Raw genomic sequence first — 23,700 nt, forward strand, 5'->3', positions numbered from 1 at the left:
GCAGCTTTTTTCGACTTGTTGGCTCCTGCCCGCCTTTTGCGTGTCCGGTCAATGCCGAACCGCGGCTTGCCGCGACGTCCGATGCGCCCTGACGATCGGGGCGATCGGGTTCGGCTCTCCGATCAGGCTGTCCCGGATAAGCTGGGCGGCGATGTTGCTGTAGACGCTCCCGTTGCCGCCGTAAACGAAAATGTAATGCACCCCGGGCCGCGCCGGGTCTTCGCCGAGAATCGGCAAATGATCGGCGGATTCCGTAAAGGTCGCGCACCATTCGTATTCCAGCTCCGGACGAAGGTCCGGGAACAGCCGGCCGATCTCCGCCAGCAGCCGAAGCGAGCGCTGGCGGAGATCGGCTTCGCTCAGCACCGGCCGGCGCAGCGGCTCATCCAGCCCTCCGGCCACGATTCGCCCGTCGTCCGTCGTCCGGATATAAAGATAAGGCCGGGCCGTCTCCCACAGCATAAACCGTTGGTGCCAATCCGCCAGCGAAGCGGCCGGCTTCGTTACGATCGCGTAGGAGCGGTTCATGACGGCTTTGCCGAGCACCCAATCGCTTCCCGCCGTTTCCGGGGCGTAGCCTACGGCGAGAACGACCCGCTTCGCGCGGATGTCCCCTTCGCCGGTCCGCACGACGAACCGGCCGTTCTCCCCTTCCAGCGCGAGCATCGGCGTGTGCTCGTAAACCTTCAACCCGTGGCGGACGGCTTCTTCGATGACCGAGGTTACGAACCGGAAAGGGTTCATCTCCGCGTCGCCGTGGGTGACGATGGCCGCGGCCTTGCGGAACGGGAACGCGGCGGCGATGTCCGCTTCGTCCCACCATTCCGCGCCGAACCCGTGTTTGTCCAGCATTTCAAACTCTCGCCGAAGCTCGGGAACGTCATCCTTGGAGCTGGCGAAGTAAAAGCTGCTGCGGCGTTTAAAGCCGACTTCCCGGGGCAGCGATTGGGCAACTTGCGCCAGATGCTCGACGGACGCCTTGCACGCTTTGTAGAAGACGACCGCGTCTCTTTCGCCGATTTGCTCCGCCAACTTGCAGAGCATGATATCATTAGAATATTGAAGCAGTCCGGTATTCGATGAAGAGGAACCGGAAGCGACGGCGTTCCGCTCGATCAGCGCGGCCTCGATTCCGCTGCGCGAGAGCGTAAGCCCGCACAGAGCGCCCGACACGCCGCCCCCGACGATGAGCACATCGAAGCTCCCGGAACCGGACAGACGCGGATAGCGGGGCGGATTCGGCCATGTCGTGGGCCAGTACAGCGATCCGTAGTGCAGAGTCAAAAAGGTCCCTCCATCCCTGATAGCTGACGGGCTGAACAAAGTATGCGCATTATCGGACGGCGGAAATCACCTTCCGCACGACGGATGCGCGAGAACGTGCCATCGCTTGCCCTTGGGGCGCCCTCGAAACCGGCCCGGAGGGGCCGCAGGCCGACCGCGTTTCATAGGCGGACCTTCCGGGTAATTCTTTTTGAAGCATGGAGCAGAAAGGGGTTTCTTATGCAAACGGACAAACTGACCTTCCATACCGAGAACCGCCAGGGAGCTACCGTCGTTTACGTCGCCGGGGAGCTGGATTTGGAAGTGGCCTCGCATATGCGGGCGGCAATGGAGCCCCTGATGGAACAAAGCGACCGCAAGCTCGTGCTGAATTTGCGCGATCTGAAATATATCGATAGCACCGGAATCGGCATTCTGATCGGCATCCTCAAAGCAAGGCACGCGCGCCAGGCGCCTTTTGCCGTGGAGGAGATTCCCGCCAACATTCGCAAGCTGTTCGACATGACGGGAATCAGCCCGTTTCTTGCGTCAGCCGAAGCTTATCCGAACTTAAGCGGCATCGATACGAAATCGTAAGAAAGGAACACAGGCGATGAAAAAAGAGGCGAACGTGACGCTGTCGGTCCCGGCACGACCCGAATTTGTGGATTTGGTTCGTTTGACGCTTTACGGGGTCGCCGTCAAGATGAGTTTTTCGTACGAAGAGATCGAAGACATGAAGGTGGCGGTGTCGGAAGCTTGCAACAACGCCGTTCTGCATGCCTACGCGGACGACGAGGAAGAAGGCTCCGTCGACATCCGCTTCGATATTCTGGACGAAGGCGAATTGCAAATTACGGTAAGAGACTCGGGTCAAAGCTTCCGTCCATCGGACCATTTTCATTCGTCGAGTCTGCACGGGAAGTCCATTGAGGAGATCCAGTCGGGCGGATTGGGACTTTATCTGATGCAGGCTTTGATGGACAGCGTGGAAGTGAGAACGGATCAAGGGACGGCCGTCATCCTGACCAAGCGGCGGGCGGCAGCCGAGCAAGTATGAGAGCGAGCGGGAGCGCACGTCTGCCCGACGACGCGATGGAGAAGCTGCTCGCGTATCAACGCACGCAGAGCAAGGAATTGGCGGATGATTTGGTGAGACATTACGAGCCGCTCGTCAGCACGGCGGCTCACAAAATTTCGCGAAGCAGGCCGGATCTGCAGGAGGATCTGTTCCAGGTCGGACGCATGTCCTTGTTCCGACTGCTGTCGCAGTTCGATCCCGAGTTGGGCATTCCGTTCGAGCCGTACGCGATGAAGAGCATTATCGGCCAGATGAAAAATTATTTGCGCGACAAATCGTGGTATGTTCAGGTACCGCGGCGGATCAAGGAGAAAGGGTTGATCGTCCAGCAGACGATCGACGAACTGACGATGCAGTTGGAGCGTTCGCCCAACGTCGAGGAAATCGCCGAACGGCTGGAGATGGACCTGGAGGAGACGCTCGAGGTGCTGGCGGGGCGGGAGCTTTATCATTACGTTTCGCTGGATACGCCGATTTCCGATGAGGAGAACAAGGCGACGCTCGGCGAGCTGATCGGAACGTCCGGGGACGATTATGAAGGCGTAGACAGCCGAATCGATCTGCAGAACGCGATGGAGAGGCTGAAGCCGGAGGAGCGGCAGGTGCTGGTGCTGCTTTACCGCGACGGCTATTCGCAGAGGAATGTGGCCGATCGGTTGGGCGTCTCGCAGATGAGCATCTCCCGCATCCAGCGGCGGGCGATCAACCAGTTAAAAAAATGGCTGAACGGACACGACCGGGAGTCGTGCGCCGGCAGCGGCTGACGAATCGAATGAACGAACTTTTTAATCACCCATACGTCCCATTTAGACGCTCTTTTTGGTAAATACTTACGCAAGCTGCGGGCGAAGAAGAGCGCTCGTCGTACCGGGCGACTTTTTAGACCTGCAGAGGCCGATGAAGAGCAAGATCGATTTTCGATCTTACAGCGCGCCAATGCGCCTGAACGCTGACTGTGATATTCCGCACGAACCCTCTTGGCTTCGGCAACCGCTTGGCCTGCGCACCCGCGAATCGCCGATGAGACCGATCCGAACGGTCATCAGCAAGCCGATCGAGATGCCCCACATCGACTTTTCCTCCCTTCGGGACCGGAGAGAAGCCCGATCCAATGGGATTGGTGCAGCTACTTCTCTTTACCCGCGCTTGCGGCCCGCGAACCAGACGGGGGCTTTCCGGCGTACGTGCTTTCGTCTACAATAGGGAAAGACTGGTGAGGAAGGCGAGGACGTTCATGGATTGGAGAGTAGACGATCGATCGTCCCCGTTCGGCTTCGGAACGTACGGTTCCGGCGAACGGAGCGGTCGTCGCTGGACGCGGTGGGACTGGATCATCATCGCTTTACTAACGTTGGTATCCGCATTGGCATCCTTACACGATTTGGGCAATCGCTCCGCTCCGCAGACGTTCTGGAAGCCCGGCGTATCGGGAGAAGGCTTCGTCGTCGACTTCGGGGAGACGAAGACGGTGGACAGGCTGAACCTGTACGAAGGACCGGGGGCGACGGGCAAGAGCAAAATCGAATACTCGACCGACGGCACTCATTGGCAAACTTACGCGGAAGTGGAGCACAAGGTGAACCGGGTGTTCACCTGGAAATCCGAGAACAAGAAGGCGGAAGCCCGCTATATGCGCTTCACCGCCGTCACGACGGGATTCCGTCTTTACGAAGCGGCGTTCTTCGGCTCGGGCTCGCGGACGCCGATTCCGATCGCGGCCATCGAGCCGACCGGCACGCGGGGCAGCGAGTCCGAAGGCGGCGGGACGCAGGTGTTCGACGAGCAATCGGAAGCGCCGTACCGCCCGGATTACCGCAACAGCATGTATTTCGACGAGATTTATCACGGGCGCACGGCCTACGAGTTTATTCATCAGATGGAACCGTACGAGAACACGCATCCCCCGCTGGGCAAAGTTATTTTGTCGCTGGGTGTGGAATGGTTCGGCATGACGCCGTACGGCTGGCGCTTCATGGCGGCCGTGGGCGGCACGGCGATGGTGCCCATATTCTACGCGGCGGCCAGAGGCATGTTCAAGCGGACGCGCTACGCAACCGTCGCGACGCTGCTGCTGCTGTTCGAAGGGTTCCACCTCGTGCATTCGCGGATGGCGAACGTCGATATCTTCGGCGTCACCTTCACGATCGTCATGTACTACGCGATGTACCGGTACGGGGAGACGAAATGGCGAGCGGGCGGCTTCGGCCGGGGCATCGGCTATTTGGCGTTGTCCGGCGTCTTCTTCGGCTGCGCGGCCGCGGTCAAGTGGAACTATCTGTACGGCGGCGCGGGCTTGGCGATTTTGTTCTTCCTCTCGCTGTTCCGCCACGTGCGGGAGGCGAAGCGGGAAGGCGAGAGGGGCTACGGCAAGCGGGCCATTCTCACTTTGCTGACGTGCGTCGTTCTGTTCGGAGCCGTGCCGGCCGGCATTTACACGGCTTCGTACATCCCTTATTTGAAGGCGACCAAGGCCGACGACGGCATCAAGGATTTGTGGCAGTACCAGAAAAACATGTACAATTATCATAAAGGCGTCAAGGAGAAGCACCCGTACTCCTCCAAGTGGTACACGTGGCCGTTCATGATCCGTCCGGTCTGGTATTACGGCGGTCCGGATCTGGCCAAGGGGGATGCGCAAAGCATCGCCGCGATCGGCAACCCGCTCGTTTGGTGGGGCGGCTTGCTGGCTATGCTGATCTCATGGGTGCTCGGCTTCTTGCGAAGAGACCGCGTCGTGCTCACGATCGCCGTCATGTACTTGTCGTTCTACGTGCCGTGGATGGTCGCGCCGCGCAGCATCACGTTCCTGTACCATTACTTTCCGATGGTGCCGCTGCTCATTCTGTCCATCGTCTGGATTCTCCGGCTGCTTGAGGAGAATACCTATTACGGCAAGCAGCTGACTTGGCTGACGGTGGCGGGAGCGGCCGTGCTGCTCGTCTGGTTCTACCCCGTGTTGACGGGCATGACGATCAGCCGGGAATGGATGAACTTCGGCATCCGCTGGCTGCCGAGTTGGGGATTCTAAGCGGATAGGCTAAGAAAAGGGGATTTAACATGAACGGACCTGTGTTCCTGTCGGTCGTCATTCCGATGTACAACGAGGAAGAGGTCATCGAGACGACATACCGGCGACTGACGGAGGCACTCGAGCCGATCGGCGAGACGTACGAGCTCATCTTCGTCAACGACGGGAGCCGGGATTCGACGGCGAAGATCGTAAGAAGGCTGGGCGAGCAGGACGCGAGGGTGAAAATGGTGGACTTCTCGCGCAATTTCGGGCATCAGATCGCGGTCACCGCCGGCATGGACCATGCTTCGGGCCGCACGGTCGTCCTGATCGACGCCGACCTGCAGGACCCGCCCGAGCTCATTCCCGAGATGATCGCCCGCTGGCGGGAAGGCTACGACGTCGTCTACGGAAGAAGGATCGCCAGGCGCGGCGAATCGTGGTTCAAGAAGCTGACGGCCGCGGCGTTCTATCGGCTGCTGCGGTCCATGACGAGCGTCAGCATCCCCGTGGATACGGGCGACTTCCGGCTCATGGACCGGAAAGTTTGCGACGCGCTCGGCAGCATGCGGGAGCAGAGCCGGTTCATCCGCGGCATGGTGAGCTGGGCGGGCTTCCGGCAGACGTCCGTCGAATACGTGCGCGACGAGCGGTTCGCGGGAGAGACGAAGTATCCGCTTCGCAAAATGGTCCGCCTGTCGCTCGACGCGATCACGTCGTTCTCGACGAAGCCGCTCAAGATCGCCGGCGTTCTCGGCTTCTTCATGTCGGCGGTCGGCTTCGTCTATCTGCTCGTCGTCCTGTATCAGCGGCTGTTCACGAACACGACGCAGCCCGGATGGAGCTCGATGGTCGTCATCAGCCTGCTGTTCCACGGCATTACGCTGTCGCTTCTGGGCGTTCTCGGCGAGTATATCGGCAGAATCTACGAGGAGACGAAGCGGCGCCCGCTCTATGTGGTCGCGGACAGGCTGAACCTGGGGGACGGGACGGCCGGTTCCGCGGGAGATGCGCAGCAACGGGAGCTTCTGAAGGAACCGGTCGGAACGGGCGTCCTCCGATCGTAGCAAAAGCAAGAGGCTGAACCCGGCGTTACCGGGCCAGCCTCTTGTCCGTTTCCGCCGCCTCGGTGAGAAGCTCGATCAGATGGCGGATGGCGGGACTTTTCCACTTCTTCTTATGGAGCACGATTTGGGTATAGAAGACGATGTCGGGATGCGCGAACGGCAGCGCGACCAGCTGATTCTCCGCCAGCTCCCGGTCCACCGCGATGCGCGGGAGCAAGCCGACGCCAAGACCGTAACCGACCAGCCGCTTGATCGCTTCGAGGCTGCCGAATTCGTGATGAATCCGGTAAGCGACGTTGTGGCCGTTCAGCAGAGTTTCGAAGGCGGCGCGGTACGTGCACGTCTGTTCCGTGGCGATGTAGGATAGATTATGAAGGTCCTTCAAATGAACGGAAGAGGCGCCGCATAACGGGTGTCCGGGCTCTGCGACGAGCACGAGCGGCTCCTGCCGAAGCGGAATCGACTCGACGTCCTCTTCGGTCACGAGCCGGTCCATGATGATGCCGATGTCCAGCTCGCCGGTTTTGATGAGCTGCAGAATGTGCGGCTCGGCTAGCGGCAGCGCCTGCAGGTTGATCTGCGGGAACGCCTCGCGGAAGCGGTTGAACACCGGCGGCAGGAAGTAAGCGACGAGCGACTCGATCGTGCCGATATCCAGGTGCCCGGATACCTGGCGGGAGATCAAATGCTTGGAATCGTCGTAGAGGCGCAGGATTTGATCGAAATAGTGGCGCAGCTGCTCGCCCGCGGAAGTCAGGCGCATCGTGCGGCCGTAGCGCTCGAACAGGATGACGCCGTATTCGTTCTCCAGCTTCTGAATATGCGTCGTGACGCTGGATTGCACGTAACCGAGATTTTCCGCCGCTTTGGTGAAGCTTTGGCAGCGGGCGACCTCCATGAAGCTTCTTAAATAGATTAAATCCAAGGGCGATCACCACCGGCCGTTCGAGATGGGATTACTTGTGGTTGAGGAAGGACGAGAACGCCAGCAACGAAGAGATGAGACGAGCCCGGCGGGACCGGCTCTTCCGCTCGTTTTTCCATCGTTGGAGCTCAAGCCGACGTTCGAGTTCCCGCTCGCGGTTTTTCCATATTGTAAGGGCCTCGTGGTCATTAATCAACAATTTTCTCGCCTCCCGTCGGCGGTTGGTTTGGCATTCATCTTACCACCGGTCCGGATGGCAAAGTTATCCAACGTTTTGCATGAAGGTTATCGATATTTTCGATGGAAACGCCGTCATTTTGATTGGCTGGAAACGGCGGCCGAGGAGGACGACAACATGAGGGATTTTAAAGCGATGCCGATGGATGCGCCGCTCGCGGTAACGACGCGGGGCGGTCTGGCGGAGAACGAGTTTCGCGGGCGCCTGTGCGTCGTATCGGCGGACGGCGAGCACGTGTTGGAATCGCGCGGAGACACGGCCGGACCTGCCTTCATCCGCTCGACGGGCAAGCCGATGCAGGCGATCGAGCCGCTGCTCGGCGGCGTGGCGGAGGCGTTCGGGTGGGAGGACCGCCATCTTTCGATGCTGGGGGCGTCCCAGCGGGGATACGCGGAGCAGGTCGAGGCGATTGCGGAAATGCTCCGCTCGGCGGACATTCCCGAGGAGGCGTTCGCGTTCAAGGCGGTCGCGCCGACGGCCGCCCGGCCGAAGGAGGATTGGGTGCGCGCCGGGGCCGTCCCGCGGAAAATATACCATACGTGCGCGGGCAAGCATCTCGGCATGCTCGCGTGGTGCAAGCGGATGGGCTGGCCGCTGGAAGGGTACGCCGAGCCGGACCATCCCGCCCAGCGGCGAATCGTCGCCCGCGTGCGGGAATGGATGGGCGCCGGCGAGGCGGAGACCGCCGTCGGGCGCGACGGCTGCGGGCTGCCGGTGACCGCGGTGCCGATGTGGCGGACGGCGCTCGCCTACGCGCGGCTGGCGTGCCCGGATACCGCTCCCGACGCGGCAGCCGCGCGGGCGGCCGAGCGGGTCGTCCGGGCGATGAACCGCTACCCGGACCTGGTCGAAGGGCCGGGGCGGCTGGCGAGCCTGCTGCTCGCCGATCCGAACATCGTCGCGAAAAGCGGGGCGCAAGGGCTGTTCACGCTCGGCCTGCGCAAGGAGCGGCTGGGCATCGCCGTGCACTTGTCCGACGGCTCGGAAGCCGCTTGGGGGCCGGTCGTCATCGCGCTGCTGGAGAAGTACGGCGGCGCGTCGCCGGAGACGATGGAGCGGCTGCGAGCGCGGTATCCCCGCGTCTTCCGCAACGACGCGGGAGCCGAGGCGGGAACGTGGGAAGTTGTGTTTTAGTATAATGATTCCGAAAACACGACCGTTTCTTGGCAGCCGCCAGATCGGGTTACAGGCCGAAGGATACCGCCGGACGAGCGAACCCGTCGGCCATTTGCAGCAATGGAGGCGTCGAACGGCGCGTCCTCCGATCTCTATGTAAGCGGATACAACCTAGCGTGTCCGATCGCCACAACCTTCCATTATCGCTCGGCCCGCGGGCTTTCCGTCTCGATGAATTGAAGCGTATCGAGGGCCTCGACGGCCGGCATACGTTACCGATATTAGGGGGCAAAGCATGACGTTACTGAAGAGGATTCGGCAATACCGCGTCTATCGGCGAATGGTGCTGTCCTATTTGCTGTTGTCTGTCGTCACCGTCTCGCTGCTCGCCGTCAGTTTGTACAGTCTCTTTTCCGCCAAAGCGGTTCGGGAGATCGACAAGTCTTCCAGGCAAATGCTGGCTCAAGTCGGGTACACGTCCAACGTCGTCTACGAGCAGGTTCAGACGATCACGGGCCAACTGCTGAGCGATCACGAGATCATGTCGTTCCTGAACGCCAGGGAAGACGACAAAATCGTCAATTATACGGCCAGCCTGTTTCTGACCCGAATTCAAGGCGTCTACCCATTCATCAAAAACCTCAGCCTCTACAATTTTGTGACCGGAGGCTACGTGGACTGTCTCGGGCTTCCGGAGGATTCGGACCTGTTCCTTCCGGATGAATCGAGCTACTTGGACTTTTTCCCCCGAACGTCGGTATTACTGGACGGCAAGCCGCTGCGGCTGCTGACGTTCAAATTCATTCCCGAACGGTCTTTCGCGCAGAAGCCGAGATCGGCCATCGTGTTCGACCTGGACGAAGCCTACATCCGCAACACGATGCGCACCATCGGCGGTTCTTCCCGGGAGGCGGGCACCTTCGTCATGGACGCGTCCGGCAAGGTGTTGTCCCACTCCAACCCCGAATATTTCATGACCGATCTTGCCGACAAGGCGTATGTGCGGAAGATTCTTGCCGATTCCCGGAGCCAAGGCAGCTTCACCGCCGTCGTCGAAGGTCAGAAGCAGCTGATTACGTACGTGAAGTCGTCAGCTCTCGACTGGTATTTCGTCAGTGCGAGACCGTACGGGGAGCTGATCGCAGACATCACCGAGGTGCGCAACTGGACCGTCTTGGCCGCGATCTTGCTGATCGTCCTGGCGGGCGGACTGTCGCTGCTGCTGAGCGGCAACATCTACAACCCGATCCGGGCGCTGCTCGACAAGACGAGCGCGGGCGCGGGGAAGAAGGAGTCGCCGCTGCTTCGCTTCGACGAATACGAGATGCTGGCCGACGCTTTCGACCATTCGATCGAAGCGGCCAGGTCGATGGAATCGCGGCTCATCCGTTCGTCGAACGCGCTGAAGGCCAGCTATCTCTCGCATCTGCTCAAAGGGAATGCGAACCGGATCGCCGTCTCGGCCGAGATGAAGCGAGAGTGGGAGAGCCGGCTGGACGGCCCGATTTTGCGCGTGCTGCTCTTCCAAATCGACGAGTACCGGACGTTTCGGGAACGCAATAACGCCTTCGACCGGGGGCTGTACCGTTTCGCCATCGGCAATATCGCCCAGGAAATATTGGGAAGCGCTTACCGCTGCGAAGTCGCGAATGCGGAAGGGAACGAGGTTGCGGTGATCGTCCAATCCGGGGACGAGGATCTGCAGGATAACGTGTACCTGCTGCTCGGCGACATTCAAGACACCGTCCGCGACTATTACCGCGTCGGCTTGTCGGTCGGCATCGGCACCCCGGTCGCTTCGCTCAGCGAAATATCCGATTCGTACCAGGCGGCTCGCGAAGCGGTTCAGACGCGGCTGTTCCTCGGCCACGGCTGCATTGCCGCTGCGGGCAAGGCGCCGGAAGGGAGCGACAAAACGCCGCGTTATCCTGTCGCGATCGAGAGACGGCTGATCGAAGCGGTGAAGCTGGGGAACCGGGACGCGATCCGCAAGGAGATCGGGGAGTTTCGGCGGATTCTTGCCGAGGGCGGGTATAAGAACGCGATGCACGCCACGAATTTTATGGTGACCGGGATCCTGCGCGAATTCGAATACATGACCGAATGGTGGAGCGTCGACGTCGAACAGCTCGACAAAGCGGTGGATCGCGCAAGGGAGATCGAAACGCTGGACGACATGGAGAAGCTGCTGTCCGAGCTTTGCTTCCGGATTGTCGAACTTCTGGAGGCGAACCGCAGACAGACGGCCGTATCCAAAAACGCCAAGCTTGTCGAGGACATTCAGCGATTCGTCGGCGAACATTACGCCGAGCACGGGCTTTCCCTCGAAGCGGCGGCGGAGCGGTTCGGCTTCTCGTCCGGCTACATCGGCAAGCTGTTCAAAAGCATGACGGGCGCAACCTTCATCGACTACGTGACGCACGTCCGGATGGAGCGGGCCAAAGAGCTGCTCGCCGCCGGCAACGATCCGATCGCCCAAATCGGCGAGCGGGTCGGCGTGTACAACGTTCCGTACTTTACGACGCTGTTCAAGAAAAAGTACGGCATGACGCCTTCCCAATATCGGGAGCAAGCGGCAAACGACGCGGGCCTATCGCGATAAAACGACATTTTCCCGCTTCATTATCGTTTTTTTGATACCGGGAACGGAAATTTGAAAGCGCAAAAAACGGATTTGTGAAAGCGATACCGATACTTGAAATATACAGGCGCGCCGTCTCCCGGTATGATTCACTCAAGACCGATTCGAAGGGGGGAGAACATGGCGCGCTTCTTTCGCGAAGTTACGAGAAACCGGTACTGCTATTTGCTCGTCCTGCCCGCGATGGCTTACGTATTTTTATTTTCCTATGCCACCTATCCGTATTTGCTGATCGCCTTTCAACGGTTCGACTACCGCAAAGGACTGCTGAATGCGGATTGGGTGGGGCTGGACAACTTCCGCTTTTTCTTCCAGTCGAACGACGCGATGCGCGTCACGCTCAACACGATTCAGTTGAATGTGCTGTTTCTGGTCGCGGTCACCGTCGTCTCCGTGGCGCTGGCGCTGCTGTTCAACGAGATCCGCAGCAAGCTGTTCGCCAAGTTTGCGCAGACGACGATGATTTTCCCGAGCTTCCTGTCCTGGATCATCGTGAGCTACATGATGTACAGCCTGTTCGCAAGCGACTACGGCATCATCAACCAAGGGCTCGCCGCATTGGGCCTCACGCCGGTCAACTGGTATTCGACGCCGAACGCCTGGCCGGCCATTCTCGTCGGCATGAAGGTGTGGAAAGATGCGGGGATGTCCTCGATCATCTATCTCGCCGCGATCGCCGGCATCGACGGCTCGCTGTACGAATCGGCCGACATCGACGGCGCCACGCGCTGGCAGAAGACGATTCGCATTACGCTGCCGCTGCTCGCACCGACCGTCGCCATTCTGACGCTGCTCAATCTCGGCAAAATTTTTTACGGCGATTTCGGCATGATCTACGCCCTCATCGGCGACAACGGCGTGCTCTATCCGACGACGGACGTCATCGATACGTACGTGTTCCGCGCCTTGCGGCAAATCGGGGATCCGTCCAACGCGGCCGCGGTCGGGCTGTTCCAATCAACGGTCGGCTTGCTGCTCGTTTTTATCGCCAACTGGTTAACGCGCAGATTTTTCAAGGAAGGGGCGTTGTATTGACATGACCGCGGGCAAACGCACACGCATCCGCATCGGTACGCCGCTCATCTACGCCGCCCTGACTTTGTTCGCGCTCGCCTGCCTGCTGCCGATGCTGCTCACCCTGGCCGTCTCGCTCTCGGACGAGGACAGCATCGTCGCGCACGGGTACCGCTTGCTGCCGGACCGGTGGTCGCTGGACGGGTACCGGACGATTCTCGTCAACGGCGGCCTGATTTTCAGAGGCTATCTGATCTCCTTTATCGTGACGATCGCCGGGTCGTTCCTGGCTTTGTTCGTCACGGCGCTCGCCGCTTATCCGATGGCCAACCCGAGCGTGAAATACCGCAACGTGCTGGCGCTTTACTTTTTCATCACGATGCTGTTTAACGGCGGCCTTGTCCCCTGGTACCTGATGTGCACCCGGCTGGGACTGACGAACAACCTTCTCGCGCTGATCGTCCCGTCGCTCATGTTCAACGCCTTCAACTTGTTTCTGGTCAAAAATTTCATGGAGAGCCTGCCGGGGGCTCTTCGGGAATCGGCTTATATCGACGGCGCGAACGATCTGCGGATCGCTTTCCGAATCTATATGCCCTTGTGCACGCCGGTGCTCGCCACCGTTACGCTGTTCTACGCGCTGGCCTATTGGAACGACTGGTTCAACGCCATCATGCTCGTGGACGACAAGAGGCTGTATCCGCTGCAGTACATTCTGTTCCAGATGCGTTCCAACATTCAGATGCTGGATATGCTGCCGAACGGCGCCACGACGGACTACACGCTGCCGGCCGAATCCGCCAAGATGGCGACCGTCATTCTGACGATCGGTCCGATCGTCTTCCTGTACCCCTATTTGCAGCGGTATTTTACCAAGGGGCTCATTATCGGTTCCGTCAAAGGCTGATGTGTCCCTCGCAAGAGGTGCATATACCCACTATCTTACTGAAGGAGAGGGTCTTATGAGAAAATGGCCGGCAATCCTGGCCGCTTGTCTGCTGCTCGTCGTTCCGCTTGCCGGCTGCGGCGGCAACAACGCCGATTCCGAAGGCGGCGCCGCATCGAACGGAGGAGCGGGCGGAGAAGCGCCCAAGCAGGAGACGGTGACGATCAAGTACGTTATCCCGGGCACGGAGCCGAAGGAATGGCCCGCCGTGCAGGAAGCCGTCAACAAGAAGCTGCAGGCGGACGGCCTGAACATCCGGATCGAGAAGGAATATATCGATTGGGGCGCCTGGGAGCAGAAAATCAACCTGAAGCTGTCGACGAACGAAGAATTCGACATGTTCCACGTCATGAACGACTGGGTCGGCATCGCGAACTATGCCGGACGAGGGGCGCTCAAGGACATCGCGAACGAAATCGAACAATACGGTCCGAACCTGCGCAAGGTGATCCCGGAGTCCGTATGGAGCGGGGTAACGAAGGAAGGCCATGTTTACGGCGTTCCCGCGTACTGGTATGAATCGGCGGTCGACGGCTCCCTTACGCTAAACAGGTATTTGCTGAACAAAGCCGGAGTGACCGGACCGATCACGAACCGGACCGAACTGATGAGCGCGATGGAACAGGTCAACGACAAGCTGGGCCTGAAGCTGACCATTCCGCTGCGGGGCGGGACGGCGGGGCCTGCGGACATCTTCCAGCGCACCTACGACGATTATCCGTTCACCGTTCGCGACAATATCGCGTTCATCGGCCTGGACGGCATCGTCAAAAACTGGGTCGAGACCGAGCAGTTCAAGCAAGACGCCGCCTGGTTCCGCGAAGCGTATCAGAAGAAGCTGATCAACCCCGACGTTCTGACCGTGAAGCAGGAACAGATCGTCGATCAGATCAAATACGGCAAATACGTCTTTACGCTCGGCACGCCGAACAAATTGTCCGACGTTCAGAAAACGTATCCCGACGCCACCGACCAGGACTTCGAGCTTATCCGCCTCAATCCGGACAAACCGCATTACCGGATGGTCAACGCCAAAAACGTCAACGTGGTGGCCGCCAACAGCAAGCACCCCGCCGAGTGCGTGAAATTCCTGAACTGGCTGTACGCGAACCAGGACAACTACGACCTGTTCATGTACGGCATCGAAGGCAAGACGTACAAGAAGGTGGGCGACCGCGGGATCGAGTCGATCATGGACCCGGCGACCAATATGCCGCTGTATTTGCAGGACGACTGGATGATCGGCAACCTGAACTTCATTCGGGTCGATCCGGACTATCTGTCTGCCAACAGAGCGCTGTACGTCGCCGATCCCGACGCCAAAAACTTCTTCGCGGCGGACTTCTTCTTCGATCCGGCTCCGGTGAAGGCGGAGATGGGCAACGTGCAGGCGGTTTATACGTCCGACGTGTCGCCGATTTACCGCGGAGTGCTGGACTACGACAAGCACATCAAATCGGCCCTTGCCAAGCTGAAGGCGGCCGGAATCGACAAAGTGCTGGCCGAATATCAGAAGCAGCTCGACGCTTACAAAGCGCAGCTGAAGTCCTAGAACGAAGCGGGATCGGCAGGCTTCGAATTCGCAAGAAACCACGGTTGCTATTGATGTGGCTCATAAGGGGAAATAGTCGCGATGTTTACTTTGACCCGGTCGGAGAAAAGAGAGATTCGAACGTGCTCGGCGCTGCTCCGAGACTATGAAGCTAGCGGCAAGTGGGCCGCGAATCCGGAGAAGCTCGTCTTTGAGGGTGTCGGAGACAAGGACGTTTACAATATTGCGGCTCCGTTCGAAGACGGCGGCGGGCCGGTGATCGCCGGACGCGTGGAGTCGAGGGACAGCGAGTCGTCGGACATCGTCTTTTTCACGCAGCGGGAAGGCATTTGGACGCCCCGCGAAGGGGCGCCCGTGTTAAGGCTGCAAGATCCGTTCCATACTAGAATCGGCGGAGAATTGATCGTAGGAGGCGTGGAGACGTATCCCCTGCCCGGACGGACGGGCGGATTGTCCTGGCGCACGGTGTTTTACAAAGGCTCCGGCATCGACACGCTGAAGCCGTTCTTCACGGGGCCCGACGGCATGAAGGATCTGCGGCTGATCGAGCTGGCGGACGGCGGCGTGGGCGTGTTTACCCGGCCGCAGGGCGAGAAGGGCGGGCGCGGCAAGATCGGATTCGTCCGTCTCCCGTCGCTAGGGGATCTGACGGTGGAAGCGATCGAGGACGCGCCGCTGCTCGCCGGCCAGTTCGCCGACGAAGAATGGGGCGGAGCGAACGAGCTCCATTTGCTGGCGGGAGGGCTGGTCGGCGTGCTCGGCCATATCGCTTGCTTCGACGCATGGGGCGCGCGCCATTATTATCCGATGGCGTTCGCGCTCGATCCCGAGACGGGCGAACATTCCGACATCGAGCTGATTGCGGCCAGAAACCGTTTTCTGCCCGGCGAAGCCAAGCGCAGCGATTTGGCCGACGTCGTGTTCAGCGGCGGTTTGATTCGCAAGCCTGACGGTACCGCGGATTTGTACGCCGGGGTCGGCGACGCGGAAGCGCAGAAGATTACGATAGCCGACCCGTTCGCCCGATACGAGGGGAAGGAGCTGGAGCGCATTCATGAATACCGTTCGATATGAGCAAAACCCGCTCGTGACACCGCAGGATGTGAAGCCTTATCACGAAGGCTACGAGGTGATCGGGGCGTTCAACGCCGGCATCGCGGTTTACGGCGGCGAGATTCTTATGCTGCTGCGCGTGGCGGAGCGCCCGATCGCGCCGGAGCCGGGCATCGTGCTCGCGCCGGTTTACGACGAGGCGGCGGGCGCCGTCGGCGTGACGGAGATTCGGGCGGACGACGCCCGCTACGACTTCTCCGATCCTCGCGTCATCCGCAACGTCTCGACAGATGCCGGCTTCGCCTATTTGACCTCAATCTCGTACATCCGCATCGCCCGCAGCACGGACGGCCGCCATTTTCGCGTGGACGACGAGCCGTTCCTGTACCCGGCCGGACGGTTCGAGACGTTCGGCATCGAGGATCCGCGCGTGACGCAGATCGGCGATACGTACTACATCGTCTTCTCGGCCGTGTCGCCGGTCGGCATCGGCGTCGCCATGGCGTCGACGAGAGATTTCCGGAGCGCGGCGCGCCACGGGCTTATTTTCGGCCCGGACAACAAGGACGTCGTCCTTTTCCCGGAGAAGGTGAACGGCAAATATTATGCGCTGCACCGTCCGACGGTGAGGAGCGTCGGCCGCCCGGAAATTTGGATTGCCGAGTCTCCCGACCTGCTCCATTGGGGCAATCACAAGCATCTCGCCGGCTTGCGCGAAGGGATGTGGGACAGCGCCCGGATCGGCGGCGGGGCGGTACCGCTTCGCACCGACAAAGGGTGGCTTGCGCTGTATCACGGGGCGACGGAGGATCATCGCTACTGCATGGGGGCTTTGCTGCTCGATGCGGACGATCCGTCGAAGGTGATCGCCCGCTCCGCCGCTCCGGTGCTGGAGCCGGAGGCCGATTACGAGAGGAACGGCTTTTTCGGGGGCGTCGTGTTCTCATGCGGGGCGATCGCCCGGGGCGATAAGGTGAAAATGTATTACGGCGCGGCAGACACGTCGATGGCTTGCGCGGAGCTGAGTCTCGGGGAGATAATGGAAGGGTTGGTGTACGAGTAAGCCGGTTTGCCGGAGCCGTTCGGTTGATCCGGATCGTGCGGTCATTCGCTCATTCGGAGAATATTCCCGCTGCCCATTAGGGCGGCGGGCTTTATCCCTTGCCCGCAAGGCGAATAAGGAGAGGTATCGATCATGCGCGCAGCGGTATTAAGAGGAAAACGCGACATCGCGGTCGAGACGGATCGGGCGGAGCCGGAGCTGAGGCCGGACGAAGTTCGGGTGGCCGTCTCGGCCTGCGGCATTTGCGGCACGGACCAGCATATTTACCACGGCCATCCCGGCTCGGCCGCCGTTCATCCGCCGATCGTGCTCGGCCACGAATTCGCGGGCGTCGTCACCGCGGTCGGTTCGGCGGTTACGGGCTTTGCGGCGGGCGACCGGGTGTCTGTCGATCCGAATATTTATTGCGGCGGCTGCCGCTATTGCCGAAGCGGACGGCCGCAGCTGTGCGACCGGCTGCAGGCGCTGGGCGTCACCCGGGACGGCGGGATGGGCGAGAGCTGCGCCGTTCCGGCCGCCAACTGCTACCGGCTGCCGGACGAAGTCGGCGATGTGGCAGGCGCGCTTGTCGAGCCGCTCGGCTGCGTGCTGCACGGGTTCAAGAAGCTGGACATCAGGCCCGATTATACGGCGGTTATTGTGGGCGGCGGTTTTATCGGCCAACTGTTTCTGCAGTTGGTCCGCAGGCAGGCGGGTCGGGTCGTCGTGTTCGAGCCCGCAGAGGGGAAGCGGGAGCAACTGCTGCGGCTCGGCGCGGACGCCGTCTTCCGGCCGGATGACGATGAGGCCGTTCGGGCGTGGAACGGGGCGGCCGATATCGTCATCGAATGCGTCGGCCGGCGGGAGTCAATGGAGCTGGCGTTCCGAACGGCGGGCAAGGGCGGTCAGGCGCTGCTGTTCGGCGTATCTTCGCCCGAGACGGAGATCGCCGTCTCGCCGTTCGCCGTTTTCTCGAAGGAGCTGCGGATCATGGGCTCGTTTATCAATCCGTACACGCACGAAGAAGCGATCGCTCTCATCCGCAGCCGAACGGTCGACGTGGAGGGGCTGGTGAGCCACCGATTCGCGCTGGAGGAAGTGCCCGAGGCGATGCGGGAATATCCGCGAAAGAACGTGACTAAAGGCGTCATCGTATTTGCGGCCGAGCGCGCAAGGGAAAGCGGCCGGTAGCCCGCCGGCCGGTCACGCAGAAGTTCGGCGTCTGTGAGGGGGCCGATCACGCAGAAGTTCGGCGTCTGGGAGGGCGGCCGGTCAGGCTGCAGCAAGGCGCCGGGAGGGCGGCGAGAGCCGTTCGTTCCCGGGCGCTTTTTTGTTGCCGGTATCGAGGCGGAGGGAGGGGCGATGCCGTTCGCGTTACGGACCGTAGGTACGTTATTTTGCGTCCGGATGCGTATTGAAGAAAATAGCGGACCGTAGATTCCTTATTCGCTTGGAGGAGGGCCCGGATTGGCGGCAATTCGATCGATAACGGAATGTCGGTCCGTTAGGCTGCCGAGATCCCGGTCTTTTCGGCGAATAGCGGATTCTGTGTCCGTTAGCAATCGGGTCCCTCGCTCGTGTTCGGGAACACTCTCTTGGCTGCATCCATCCGGTATTTTTTTGGACGCTGTAAGAACGAAAATCGATCTTACAGGGAGTGCCGCAGCGCGTTTGGACGCTGCATGATCGAAGCCCGCCTTACAGTCTCCGCTGAGGCGCGTTTGTTTGTGCAACGGAGTGCCGGTACTCGGTCGGCGACTCGCCGTAATGGCGGCGGAACTGCTTGGAGAAGTACAAGCCGTCCCGGAAGCCGACGGACGAGGCGATCTGCTCCACGGTCAGCTCGGGACGCTCCCGCAGCAGCCTGCGTCCGTGGTCGACCCGCGCCTGCGTCAGGAAGGCGACCGGCGTCATGCCGGTATGGCGCTTGAACACCCTCGACAAATAAGCCCGGCTGTAGCCGAGCGCCTCGGCCATCGTCTCGATCGTGACGGGCTCGGCATATTGAGTCGACAAGTAGCCGACGACTTGACGGACCAACTCCTCGGCGTGGGAGTCGGGACGGAGGGCGGCGGGACGGGCTTCGGTCGCCGCTTCTTGCAGAGCGGCCAGCAGCAGGTGCAGATGGCCCGCCGCTTCGAGCGAAGAGGACCGCTTGCGGGTGCGGAACGCTTCGAAAATGCTTTTGCACAGCTCGGCGGGACCGCGAGCCCCGCCGGTGTCGACAACGGGAAGCTCCCCGCACAGGCCCGCCTCCGCGACGAGCGAGTCGGCTTGCCGGCCCGTGAACGCAACCCAGCGGTAGCGCCAAGGCTCCTCGGCGTCGGACGCGTAGCTGACGAGCCGCCCCGGATGAATGAGGAAGCTGTGCCCCGCGCGCAGCTCCGCCCGCAACTCGCCGGCGGCGAACACGCCTTTGCCGGAGATGACGTGATGCAGCAAATAATAGTCGACGACCTTGGGCCCGACCCGATGCTCGGGACGGGTTTGGCTCTCTCCCGCGAACAGCACCGTCAAGCCTCCGGGCTCGGCTGGGCTGGCGCTCACGGGGTTGGATACGACCCGGTATGTCGGCGTTTTCGGCACGCGCATCGGCCTCCTGTGCGAATCCGATCGATATTCTCACCTCTCATTGTACCACGCCGCCGCCCCTCCATGCTCCGCTGAAAAGTCACTTTTCTCCATAGGAAGAACACATCCCGCCATTTTCCGCCGCGGCTTTTTTTCGTTATACTGGAACTATCAAATCCGCTTGCCACAAGGAGAGAAAAACAACCTTATGCCGCAATTGACGTCCTTATTGAACGAATTCACGAGCCGATTCGGCGGAACCGAGCAAGCTGTTCGCATCTTCCACGCGCCCGGGCGCGTCAATCTGATCGGGGAGCATACCGATTACAACGGCGGAGCGGTTTTTCCGGCGGCCCTCACCTTCGGTACGACGCTGCTCATCCGTCCGAGAGACGACCGTCAGCTGCGTCTGGCTTCCACGAACTTCGCTTTGTCGCATGAAGTCCCGCTCGACGGTCTCTCTCTCAAGGAAGAAGACGATTGGATGAACTACCCCAAAGGCGTGGCGTGGGAGCTCGAACAACGCGGCTACCGCCTGTCGCGCGGCTACGATCTGCTGTTCCACGGTGAAATTCCGAACGGCGCGGGCCTGTCGTCCTCCGCTTCGATCGAGGTCGTCACCGCGTTCGCGCTGCTGACGATGGAAGGGCAGCCGACGGACACCGTTCAGATCGCCCTCTGGTCGCAGCACGCGGAGAACGAATTCGTCGGCGTCAAATGCGGCATCATGGACCAGTTCGCCGTCGCGAACGGCAAGAAGGACCATGCGATTCATCTCGACTGCGACACGCTGAAGTACGAGCTCGTTCCGTTCCGGTCGGGCGACTATAAGCTTGTCATCGGCAACACGAACAAGCGCCGCGGCCTGGTCGACTCGAAATACAACGAGCGCCGGGCGCAATGCGAGCAGGCGGTGCGGGATTTGCGCAAGGCGTTCCCGGATTTGACGCTGCTCGGCCAGCTGACGCTCGCGCAGTTCGAAGCGAATGAGCAGCTGATCGGGGACGAGACGGTGCGCCGCCGCGCCCGCCATGTCGTTCAGGAAATCGACCGCGTGCAGCGCTCCATCGAGGTGCTGAACCGCAACGACCTGGCGGCGTTCGGCGCGCTGATGAACGCGTCCCACGACTCGTTGCGCGATCTGTACGAAGTGACCGGCGCGGAGCTTGACGCCATGGTGGACGCGGCGCGAAGCGTGCCGGGCGTGCTCGGCTCCCGCATGACGGGGGCCGGCTTCGGCGGCTGCACGATCTCGCTCGTGCACAAGGATTCGGTGGAACGGTTCATCTCCGAAGTCGGAGAGAAATACGAGGAGGCGACCGGCCTGCGCGCAGACTTCTACGTCTGCGATATCGGCGACGGCGTACGCGAATGGAAGAAGGAGGCGTAACATGGCGGTATTGGTGACGGGAGGAGCCGGGTACATCGGTTCCCACGCGGTGGCGGCGTTGTTGGAGAAGGGCGAGGAGGTCGTTGTCGTCGACAATCTGTACCAGGGGCACCGCGAAGCGCTGCTGGGCGGCAAGCTGTATGTCGGCGACCTTAGGGACGAAGGGTTTCTGGATAGGGTGTTCGCGGAGAACGACATCGACGGCGTCATTCATTTCGCGGCGAACTCGCTGGTCGGCGAGAGCATGCAGAACCCCGGCAAGTATTATCACAACAACGTGTACGGAACGCTGTGCTTGCTGGAAGCGATGAATAAGGCAAACGTGAAGCGCATCGTGTTCTCTTCGACGGCCGCGACGTACGGGGAGCCGGAGAAGGTGCCGATCGACGAGTTCGACCGGACGCTGCCCACGAACGCGTACGGCGAGACGAAGCTGGCGATGGAGAAAATGATCCGCTGGTTCGACCACGCCCACGGCATCAAATTCGTGTCGCTGCGGTACTTCAACGCGGCGGGCGCGCACGAGAGCGGCCGAATCGGCGAGGACCACAGCCCCGAGTCGCATCTCATCCCGCTCGTGCTTCAAGTGGCGCTCGGCCAGCGCGAATTCATCTCCGTCTTCGGCGACGATTACCCGACCGAGGACGGCACCTGCATCCGCGATTATATCCATGTGAGCGATTTGTCCGATGCGCACGTGCTGGCGCTGGACCGGCTTCGCGCCGGCGGCGAGAGCGCCGTCTACAATCTCGGCAACGGAACCGGCTTCTCGGTCAAGCAAGTGATCGATCTGGCGCGCGAAGTGACGGGCCATCCGATTCCGGCGCGCATCCAGGAGCGCCGCGCTGGCGATCCCGCCGTATTGGTCGCTTCCTCCGCGCGGGCCCGCTCGGAGCTCGGATGGAATCCGACCCGCAATCAATTGAAGGACATCATCTCCAGCGCATGGGAGTGGCACCGCCGCCACCCGAACGGATACGGCAAGTAAACAACGGGAGGCTTTACCGACATGAACGACGCATCGACAATCCCGTCCCCGGCATCGCCGGCCGCGATTACAAGGCATATTCGGAGGCTTGCCGAATTCGCCTTGCGCAGCGGTATGATCGGTCCGCTCGACCGCGACGCCGCCGTCAACGCGCTGCTCGATTTGTTCCGGCTGTCCGGGCCGGTCGGAGCGGAGGCCGAGGACCCGGAGCCGATTCCGGACAGCCCGGCGCCGCTGCTCGAACCTTTGCTGGACGCGGCGGCGGAGCTCGGCCTGATCCCGGACAACACGATCACCTACCGCGACCTGTTCGACGCTCGGATCATGGGTCTGCTCCTGCCGCGCCCTTCCGAGACGGTCTTCCGCTTTGACGCTCTGGCCAAGGAGAAGGGAATCGCGGCGGCGACGGACTGGTTTTACAAGCTGAGTATCGATTCCAACTACATTCGGATGGACCGCATTCGCAAGAACGGCTACTGGCTCCACACCACCGCCTACGGCGACCTGGAGATCACGGTCAACCTGTCCAAGCCGGAGAAAGACCCGAAGGAGATCGCGCTGCTCAAAACGCTGCCGCAATCCGACTACCCGAAATGTCTGCTCTGCAAGGAAAATGTCGGCTACGCAGGGCGGCCGGATCATCCGGCGCGCCAGAACCTGCGCGTGCTCCCGGTCGAGCTGCAAGGAGCGCCGTGGTTTTTCCAATACTCGCCTTATGTGTATTATAACGAGCACAGCATCGTTTTTAGCGGCGAGCACGTGCCGATGCGCATTTCGCGCGAAACGTTCGCGCGGCTGCTCGATTTCGTCGAGTTGTTCCCGCATTACTTCATCGGCTCTAATGCGGATTTGCCGATCGTGGGCGGATCGATTTTGAATCACGACCATTTCCAGGCGGGGCGCCATGTGTTCCCGATGGAGAAAGCCGGCGTAGACGGCTGGCGCACGCATGCGGACGAACCGGTCGTGCGCGGCGGAATCGTTCGATGGCCGATGTCCGTGGTTCGCCTGCGGTCGACGGATCGCGAAGCGCTGCTGCGCGTAGCCGGAAGCATTCTCGACGCTTGGCGGGGATACAGCGACGCGGCGGCGGACATTTATGCGCAGACGGGCGGGACGCCGCACAACACGATTACGCCGATCGCCCGCATGAAAGACAACGGCGAGTACGAGCTCGACCTTGTGCTGCGCAACAATCGTACGAGCGAAGAGCATCCGGATGGCATTTTCCATCCGCACAAGGAGCTTCACCATATCAAAAAAGAGAACATCGGCCTCATCGAAGTTATGGGGCTGGCCGTCTTGCCGGGCCGCTTGGAGCGCGAGCTGGGCGAGATCGCGGATCTGCTGTCCGGCCGCTCGGCTTACGACGCGGCGGCGCTGGCCGACGCTTCGCATCCGCTGGCGAAGCATGCCGCCTGGATCGCCGGCCTGGTGGCCGCCCACGGCACGGGCGTTCCCGCCGAGGAAGCGCAACGGCTGCTGCAGGCCGCGGTCGGCGACAAGTTCCGCGACGTTCTGCGGGACGCCGGCGTGTACAAGGACGACGCGAACGGCCGCGCGGCGTTCGATCGGTTTCTCGGTACGGTCGGCTTCTAAGCGGCCTGGCCGCCGTTGTTTTCCCGTCTTCCCGGAGGTGAACCGGGGGGACGGGATTTTTTTGTTGGCCGTGGGGCTCCACGGCTGACAGGCTAAACGCGGAGGACGTGCCGGAAGAGAGTAACTGGATTCCTCACATTCGCGGAATCCCGGTGCGGCGGGCGAAAGAGACTCAGTATTTGAGCTACATGGGTGGAATCCCGG

The 23,700-nt window shown here is 61.1% G+C and carries 19 protein-coding genes; 16 read left to right on the top strand and 3 right to left on the bottom strand.

The features are described from left to right. Positions 1 to 48 precede the first annotated feature (48 nt). Positions 49 to 1,284, bottom strand: a complete 1,236-nt coding sequence (locus tag G485_RS0123090; protein ID WP_027094485.1) for an NAD(P)/FAD-dependent oxidoreductase — start codon at positions 1,282 to 1,284, stop codon at positions 49 to 51. Between the two features lie 219 nt (positions 1,285 to 1,503). Here G485_RS0123090 and G485_RS27930 point away from each other — a divergent pair, with 219 nt between their 5' ends. The 5 genes from G485_RS27930 to G485_RS27935 all read left to right on the top strand — a co-directional run bounded on the left by G485_RS27930 (position 1,504) and on the right by G485_RS27935 (position 6,421). After that, positions 1,504 to 1,860: an STAS domain-containing protein gene (locus tag G485_RS27930; RefSeq protein WP_051318514.1), complete on the top strand. Its 357-nt coding sequence runs from the start codon at positions 1,504 to 1,506 to the stop codon at positions 1,858 to 1,860. A 16-nt stretch (positions 1,861 to 1,876) separates the two neighbouring features. Next, positions 1,877 to 2,323, top strand: a complete 447-nt coding sequence (rsbW, locus tag G485_RS0123100; RefSeq protein ID WP_027094486.1) for an anti-sigma B factor RsbW — start codon at positions 1,877 to 1,879, stop codon at positions 2,321 to 2,323. Beyond that, a complete protein-coding gene (locus tag G485_RS0123105; protein WP_027094487.1) occupies positions 2,320 to 3,108 on the top strand; it encodes a sigma-70 family RNA polymerase sigma factor in 789 nt (262 codons plus the stop codon). Before rsbW ends, G485_RS0123105 begins: the two co-directional genes overlap by 4 nt. 470 nt (positions 3,109 to 3,578) lie before the next feature. Then, entirely contained in the window at positions 3,579 to 5,372 is a 1,794-nt protein-coding gene (locus G485_RS0123110; protein ID WP_051318515.1) for a glycosyltransferase family 39 protein, read from the top strand. Positions 5,373 to 5,401: 29 nt separating this feature from the next. After that, a complete protein-coding gene (locus G485_RS27935) occupies positions 5,402 to 6,421 on the top strand; it encodes a glycosyltransferase family 2 protein (protein ID WP_035157862.1) in 1,020 nt (339 codons plus the stop codon). Positions 6,422 to 6,446: 25 nt separating this feature from the next. Here the strand turns inward: G485_RS27935 and G485_RS0123120 are convergent, their stop codons facing one another. Continuing rightward, a complete protein-coding gene (locus G485_RS0123120; protein WP_027094489.1) occupies positions 6,447 to 7,346 on the bottom strand; it encodes a LysR family transcriptional regulator in 900 nt (299 codons plus the stop codon). A gap of 355 nt (positions 7,347 to 7,701) precedes the next feature. On the opposite strand from G485_RS0123120, the gene G485_RS0123130 reads away from it, so the two are divergent. The 8 genes from G485_RS0123130 to G485_RS0123165 all read left to right on the top strand — a co-directional run bounded on the left by G485_RS0123130 (position 7,702) and on the right by G485_RS0123165 (position 18,139). Next, positions 7,702 to 8,718 (top strand): asparaginase, encoded by a 1,017-nt coding sequence (locus G485_RS0123130; RefSeq protein ID WP_169732357.1) that lies wholly within the window; start codon positions 7,702 to 7,704, stop codon positions 8,716 to 8,718. 277 nt (positions 8,719 to 8,995) lie between these two features. Further along, a complete protein-coding gene (locus G485_RS0123135) occupies positions 8,996 to 11,302 on the top strand; it encodes a helix-turn-helix domain-containing protein (protein WP_027094491.1) in 2,307 nt (768 codons plus the stop codon). 159 nt (positions 11,303 to 11,461) lie between these two features. Then, positions 11,462 to 12,376 (top strand): ABC transporter permease, encoded by a 915-nt coding sequence (locus G485_RS0123140; RefSeq protein WP_035157865.1) that lies wholly within the window; start codon positions 11,462 to 11,464, stop codon positions 12,374 to 12,376. Between the two features lies 1 nt (position 12,377). Next, positions 12,378 to 13,262: a carbohydrate ABC transporter permease gene (locus G485_RS0123145; protein WP_051318517.1), complete on the top strand. Its 885-nt coding sequence runs from the start codon at positions 12,378 to 12,380 to the stop codon at positions 13,260 to 13,262. 55 nt (positions 13,263 to 13,317) lie between these two features. Beyond that, the gene (locus G485_RS0123150) at positions 13,318 to 14,853 is read left to right on the top strand and encodes an extracellular solute-binding protein (protein ID WP_027094494.1); all 1,536 of its coding nucleotides are present in this window, start codon (positions 13,318 to 13,320) and stop codon (positions 14,851 to 14,853) included. A gap of 81 nt (positions 14,854 to 14,934) precedes the next feature. Then, positions 14,935 to 15,927: an MTP-1 family protein gene (locus G485_RS0123155; RefSeq protein WP_205620183.1), complete on the top strand. Its 993-nt coding sequence runs from the start codon at positions 14,935 to 14,937 to the stop codon at positions 15,925 to 15,927. Beyond that, positions 15,908 to 16,969: a BtaManbiosPhlase gene (locus G485_RS0123160; RefSeq protein ID WP_027094496.1), complete on the top strand. Its 1,062-nt coding sequence runs from the start codon at positions 15,908 to 15,910 to the stop codon at positions 16,967 to 16,969. Before G485_RS0123155 ends, G485_RS0123160 begins: the two co-directional genes overlap by 20 nt. Before the next feature lie 132 nt (positions 16,970 to 17,101). After that, on the top strand, positions 17,102 to 18,139 hold the full coding sequence (locus G485_RS0123165; RefSeq protein WP_027094497.1) for a zinc-dependent alcohol dehydrogenase family protein: 1,038 nt from the start codon (positions 17,102 to 17,104) through the stop codon (positions 18,137 to 18,139). Positions 18,140 to 18,646: 507 nt separating this feature from the next. On the opposite strand, the gene G485_RS0123170 is transcribed toward G485_RS0123165, so the two are convergent. Beyond that, complete coding sequence (locus G485_RS0123170; protein WP_035157868.1) at positions 18,647 to 19,540, bottom strand: AraC family transcriptional regulator; 894 nt, start codon at positions 19,538 to 19,540, stop codon at positions 18,647 to 18,649. A gap of 187 nt (positions 19,541 to 19,727) precedes the next feature. On the opposite strand from G485_RS0123170, the gene G485_RS0123175 reads away from it, so the two are divergent. From G485_RS0123175 to G485_RS0123185, 3 genes are read left to right on the top strand one after another with little or no spacing between them, the layout of a single operon-like run. Further along, positions 19,728 to 20,909, top strand: a complete 1,182-nt coding sequence (locus G485_RS0123175) for a galactokinase (protein WP_027094499.1) — start codon at positions 19,728 to 19,730, stop codon at positions 20,907 to 20,909. Position 20,910: 1 nt separating this feature from the next. Next, positions 20,911 to 21,897, top strand: a complete 987-nt coding sequence (gene galE, locus G485_RS0123180) for a UDP-glucose 4-epimerase GalE (RefSeq protein WP_027094500.1) — start codon at positions 20,911 to 20,913, stop codon at positions 21,895 to 21,897. Between the two features lie 21 nt (positions 21,898 to 21,918). After that, the gene (locus G485_RS0123185) at positions 21,919 to 23,496 is read left to right on the top strand and encodes a UDP-glucose--hexose-1-phosphate uridylyltransferase (RefSeq protein WP_027094501.1); all 1,578 of its coding nucleotides are present in this window, start codon (positions 21,919 to 21,921) and stop codon (positions 23,494 to 23,496) included. Positions 23,497 to 23,700 lie beyond the last annotated feature (204 nt).

This window comes from Cohnella thermotolerans DSM 17683 (genome assembly GCF_000429825.1).
In the GTDB taxonomy this organism is placed as follows: domain Bacteria; phylum Bacillota; class Bacilli; order Paenibacillales; family Paenibacillaceae; genus Cohnella; species Cohnella thermotolerans.

What these genes read in the sequence shown, in the direction of transcription:
- G485_RS27930 (WP_051318514.1), top strand. Translation starts at nt 1,504, where the DNA reads ATGCAAACGGACAAACTGACCTTCCATACCGAGAACCGCCAGGGAGCT.
- rsbW (WP_027094486.1), top strand. Translation starts at nt 1,877, where the DNA reads ATGAAAAAAGAGGCGAACGTGACGCTGTCGGTCCCGGCACGACCCGAA.
- G485_RS0123105 (WP_027094487.1), top strand. Translation starts at nt 2,320, where the DNA reads ATGAGAGCGAGCGGGAGCGCACGTCTGCCCGACGACGCGATGGAGAAG.
- G485_RS0123110 (WP_051318515.1), top strand. Translation starts at nt 3,579, where the DNA reads ATGGATTGGAGAGTAGACGATCGATCGTCCCCGTTCGGCTTCGGAACG.
- G485_RS27935 (WP_035157862.1), top strand. Translation starts at nt 5,402, where the DNA reads ATGAACGGACCTGTGTTCCTGTCGGTCGTCATTCCGATGTACAACGAG.
- G485_RS0123130 (WP_169732357.1), top strand. Translation starts at nt 7,702, where the DNA reads ATGAGGGATTTTAAAGCGATGCCGATGGATGCGCCGCTCGCGGTAACG.
- G485_RS0123135 (WP_027094491.1), top strand. Translation starts at nt 8,996, where the DNA reads ATGACGTTACTGAAGAGGATTCGGCAATACCGCGTCTATCGGCGAATG.
- G485_RS0123140 (WP_035157865.1), top strand. Translation starts at nt 11,462, where the DNA reads ATGGCGCGCTTCTTTCGCGAAGTTACGAGAAACCGGTACTGCTATTTG.
- G485_RS0123145 (WP_051318517.1), top strand. Translation starts at nt 12,378, where the DNA reads ATGACCGCGGGCAAACGCACACGCATCCGCATCGGTACGCCGCTCATC.
- G485_RS0123150 (WP_027094494.1), top strand. Translation starts at nt 13,318, where the DNA reads ATGAGAAAATGGCCGGCAATCCTGGCCGCTTGTCTGCTGCTCGTCGTT.
- G485_RS0123155 (WP_205620183.1), top strand. Translation starts at nt 14,935, where the DNA reads ATGTTTACTTTGACCCGGTCGGAGAAAAGAGAGATTCGAACGTGCTCG.
- G485_RS0123160 (WP_027094496.1), top strand. Translation starts at nt 15,908, where the DNA reads ATGAATACCGTTCGATATGAGCAAAACCCGCTCGTGACACCGCAGGAT.
- G485_RS0123165 (WP_027094497.1), top strand. Translation starts at nt 17,102, where the DNA reads ATGCGCGCAGCGGTATTAAGAGGAAAACGCGACATCGCGGTCGAGACG.
- G485_RS0123170 (WP_035157868.1), bottom strand. Translation starts at nt 19,540, where the DNA reads ATGCGCGTGCCGAAAACGCCGACATACCGGGTCGTATCCAACCCCGTG.
- G485_RS0123175 (WP_027094499.1), top strand. Translation starts at nt 19,728, where the DNA reads ATGCCGCAATTGACGTCCTTATTGAACGAATTCACGAGCCGATTCGGC.
- galE (WP_027094500.1), top strand. Translation starts at nt 20,911, where the DNA reads ATGGCGGTATTGGTGACGGGAGGAGCCGGGTACATCGGTTCCCACGCG.
- G485_RS0123185 (WP_027094501.1), top strand. Translation starts at nt 21,919, where the DNA reads ATGAACGACGCATCGACAATCCCGTCCCCGGCATCGCCGGCCGCGATT.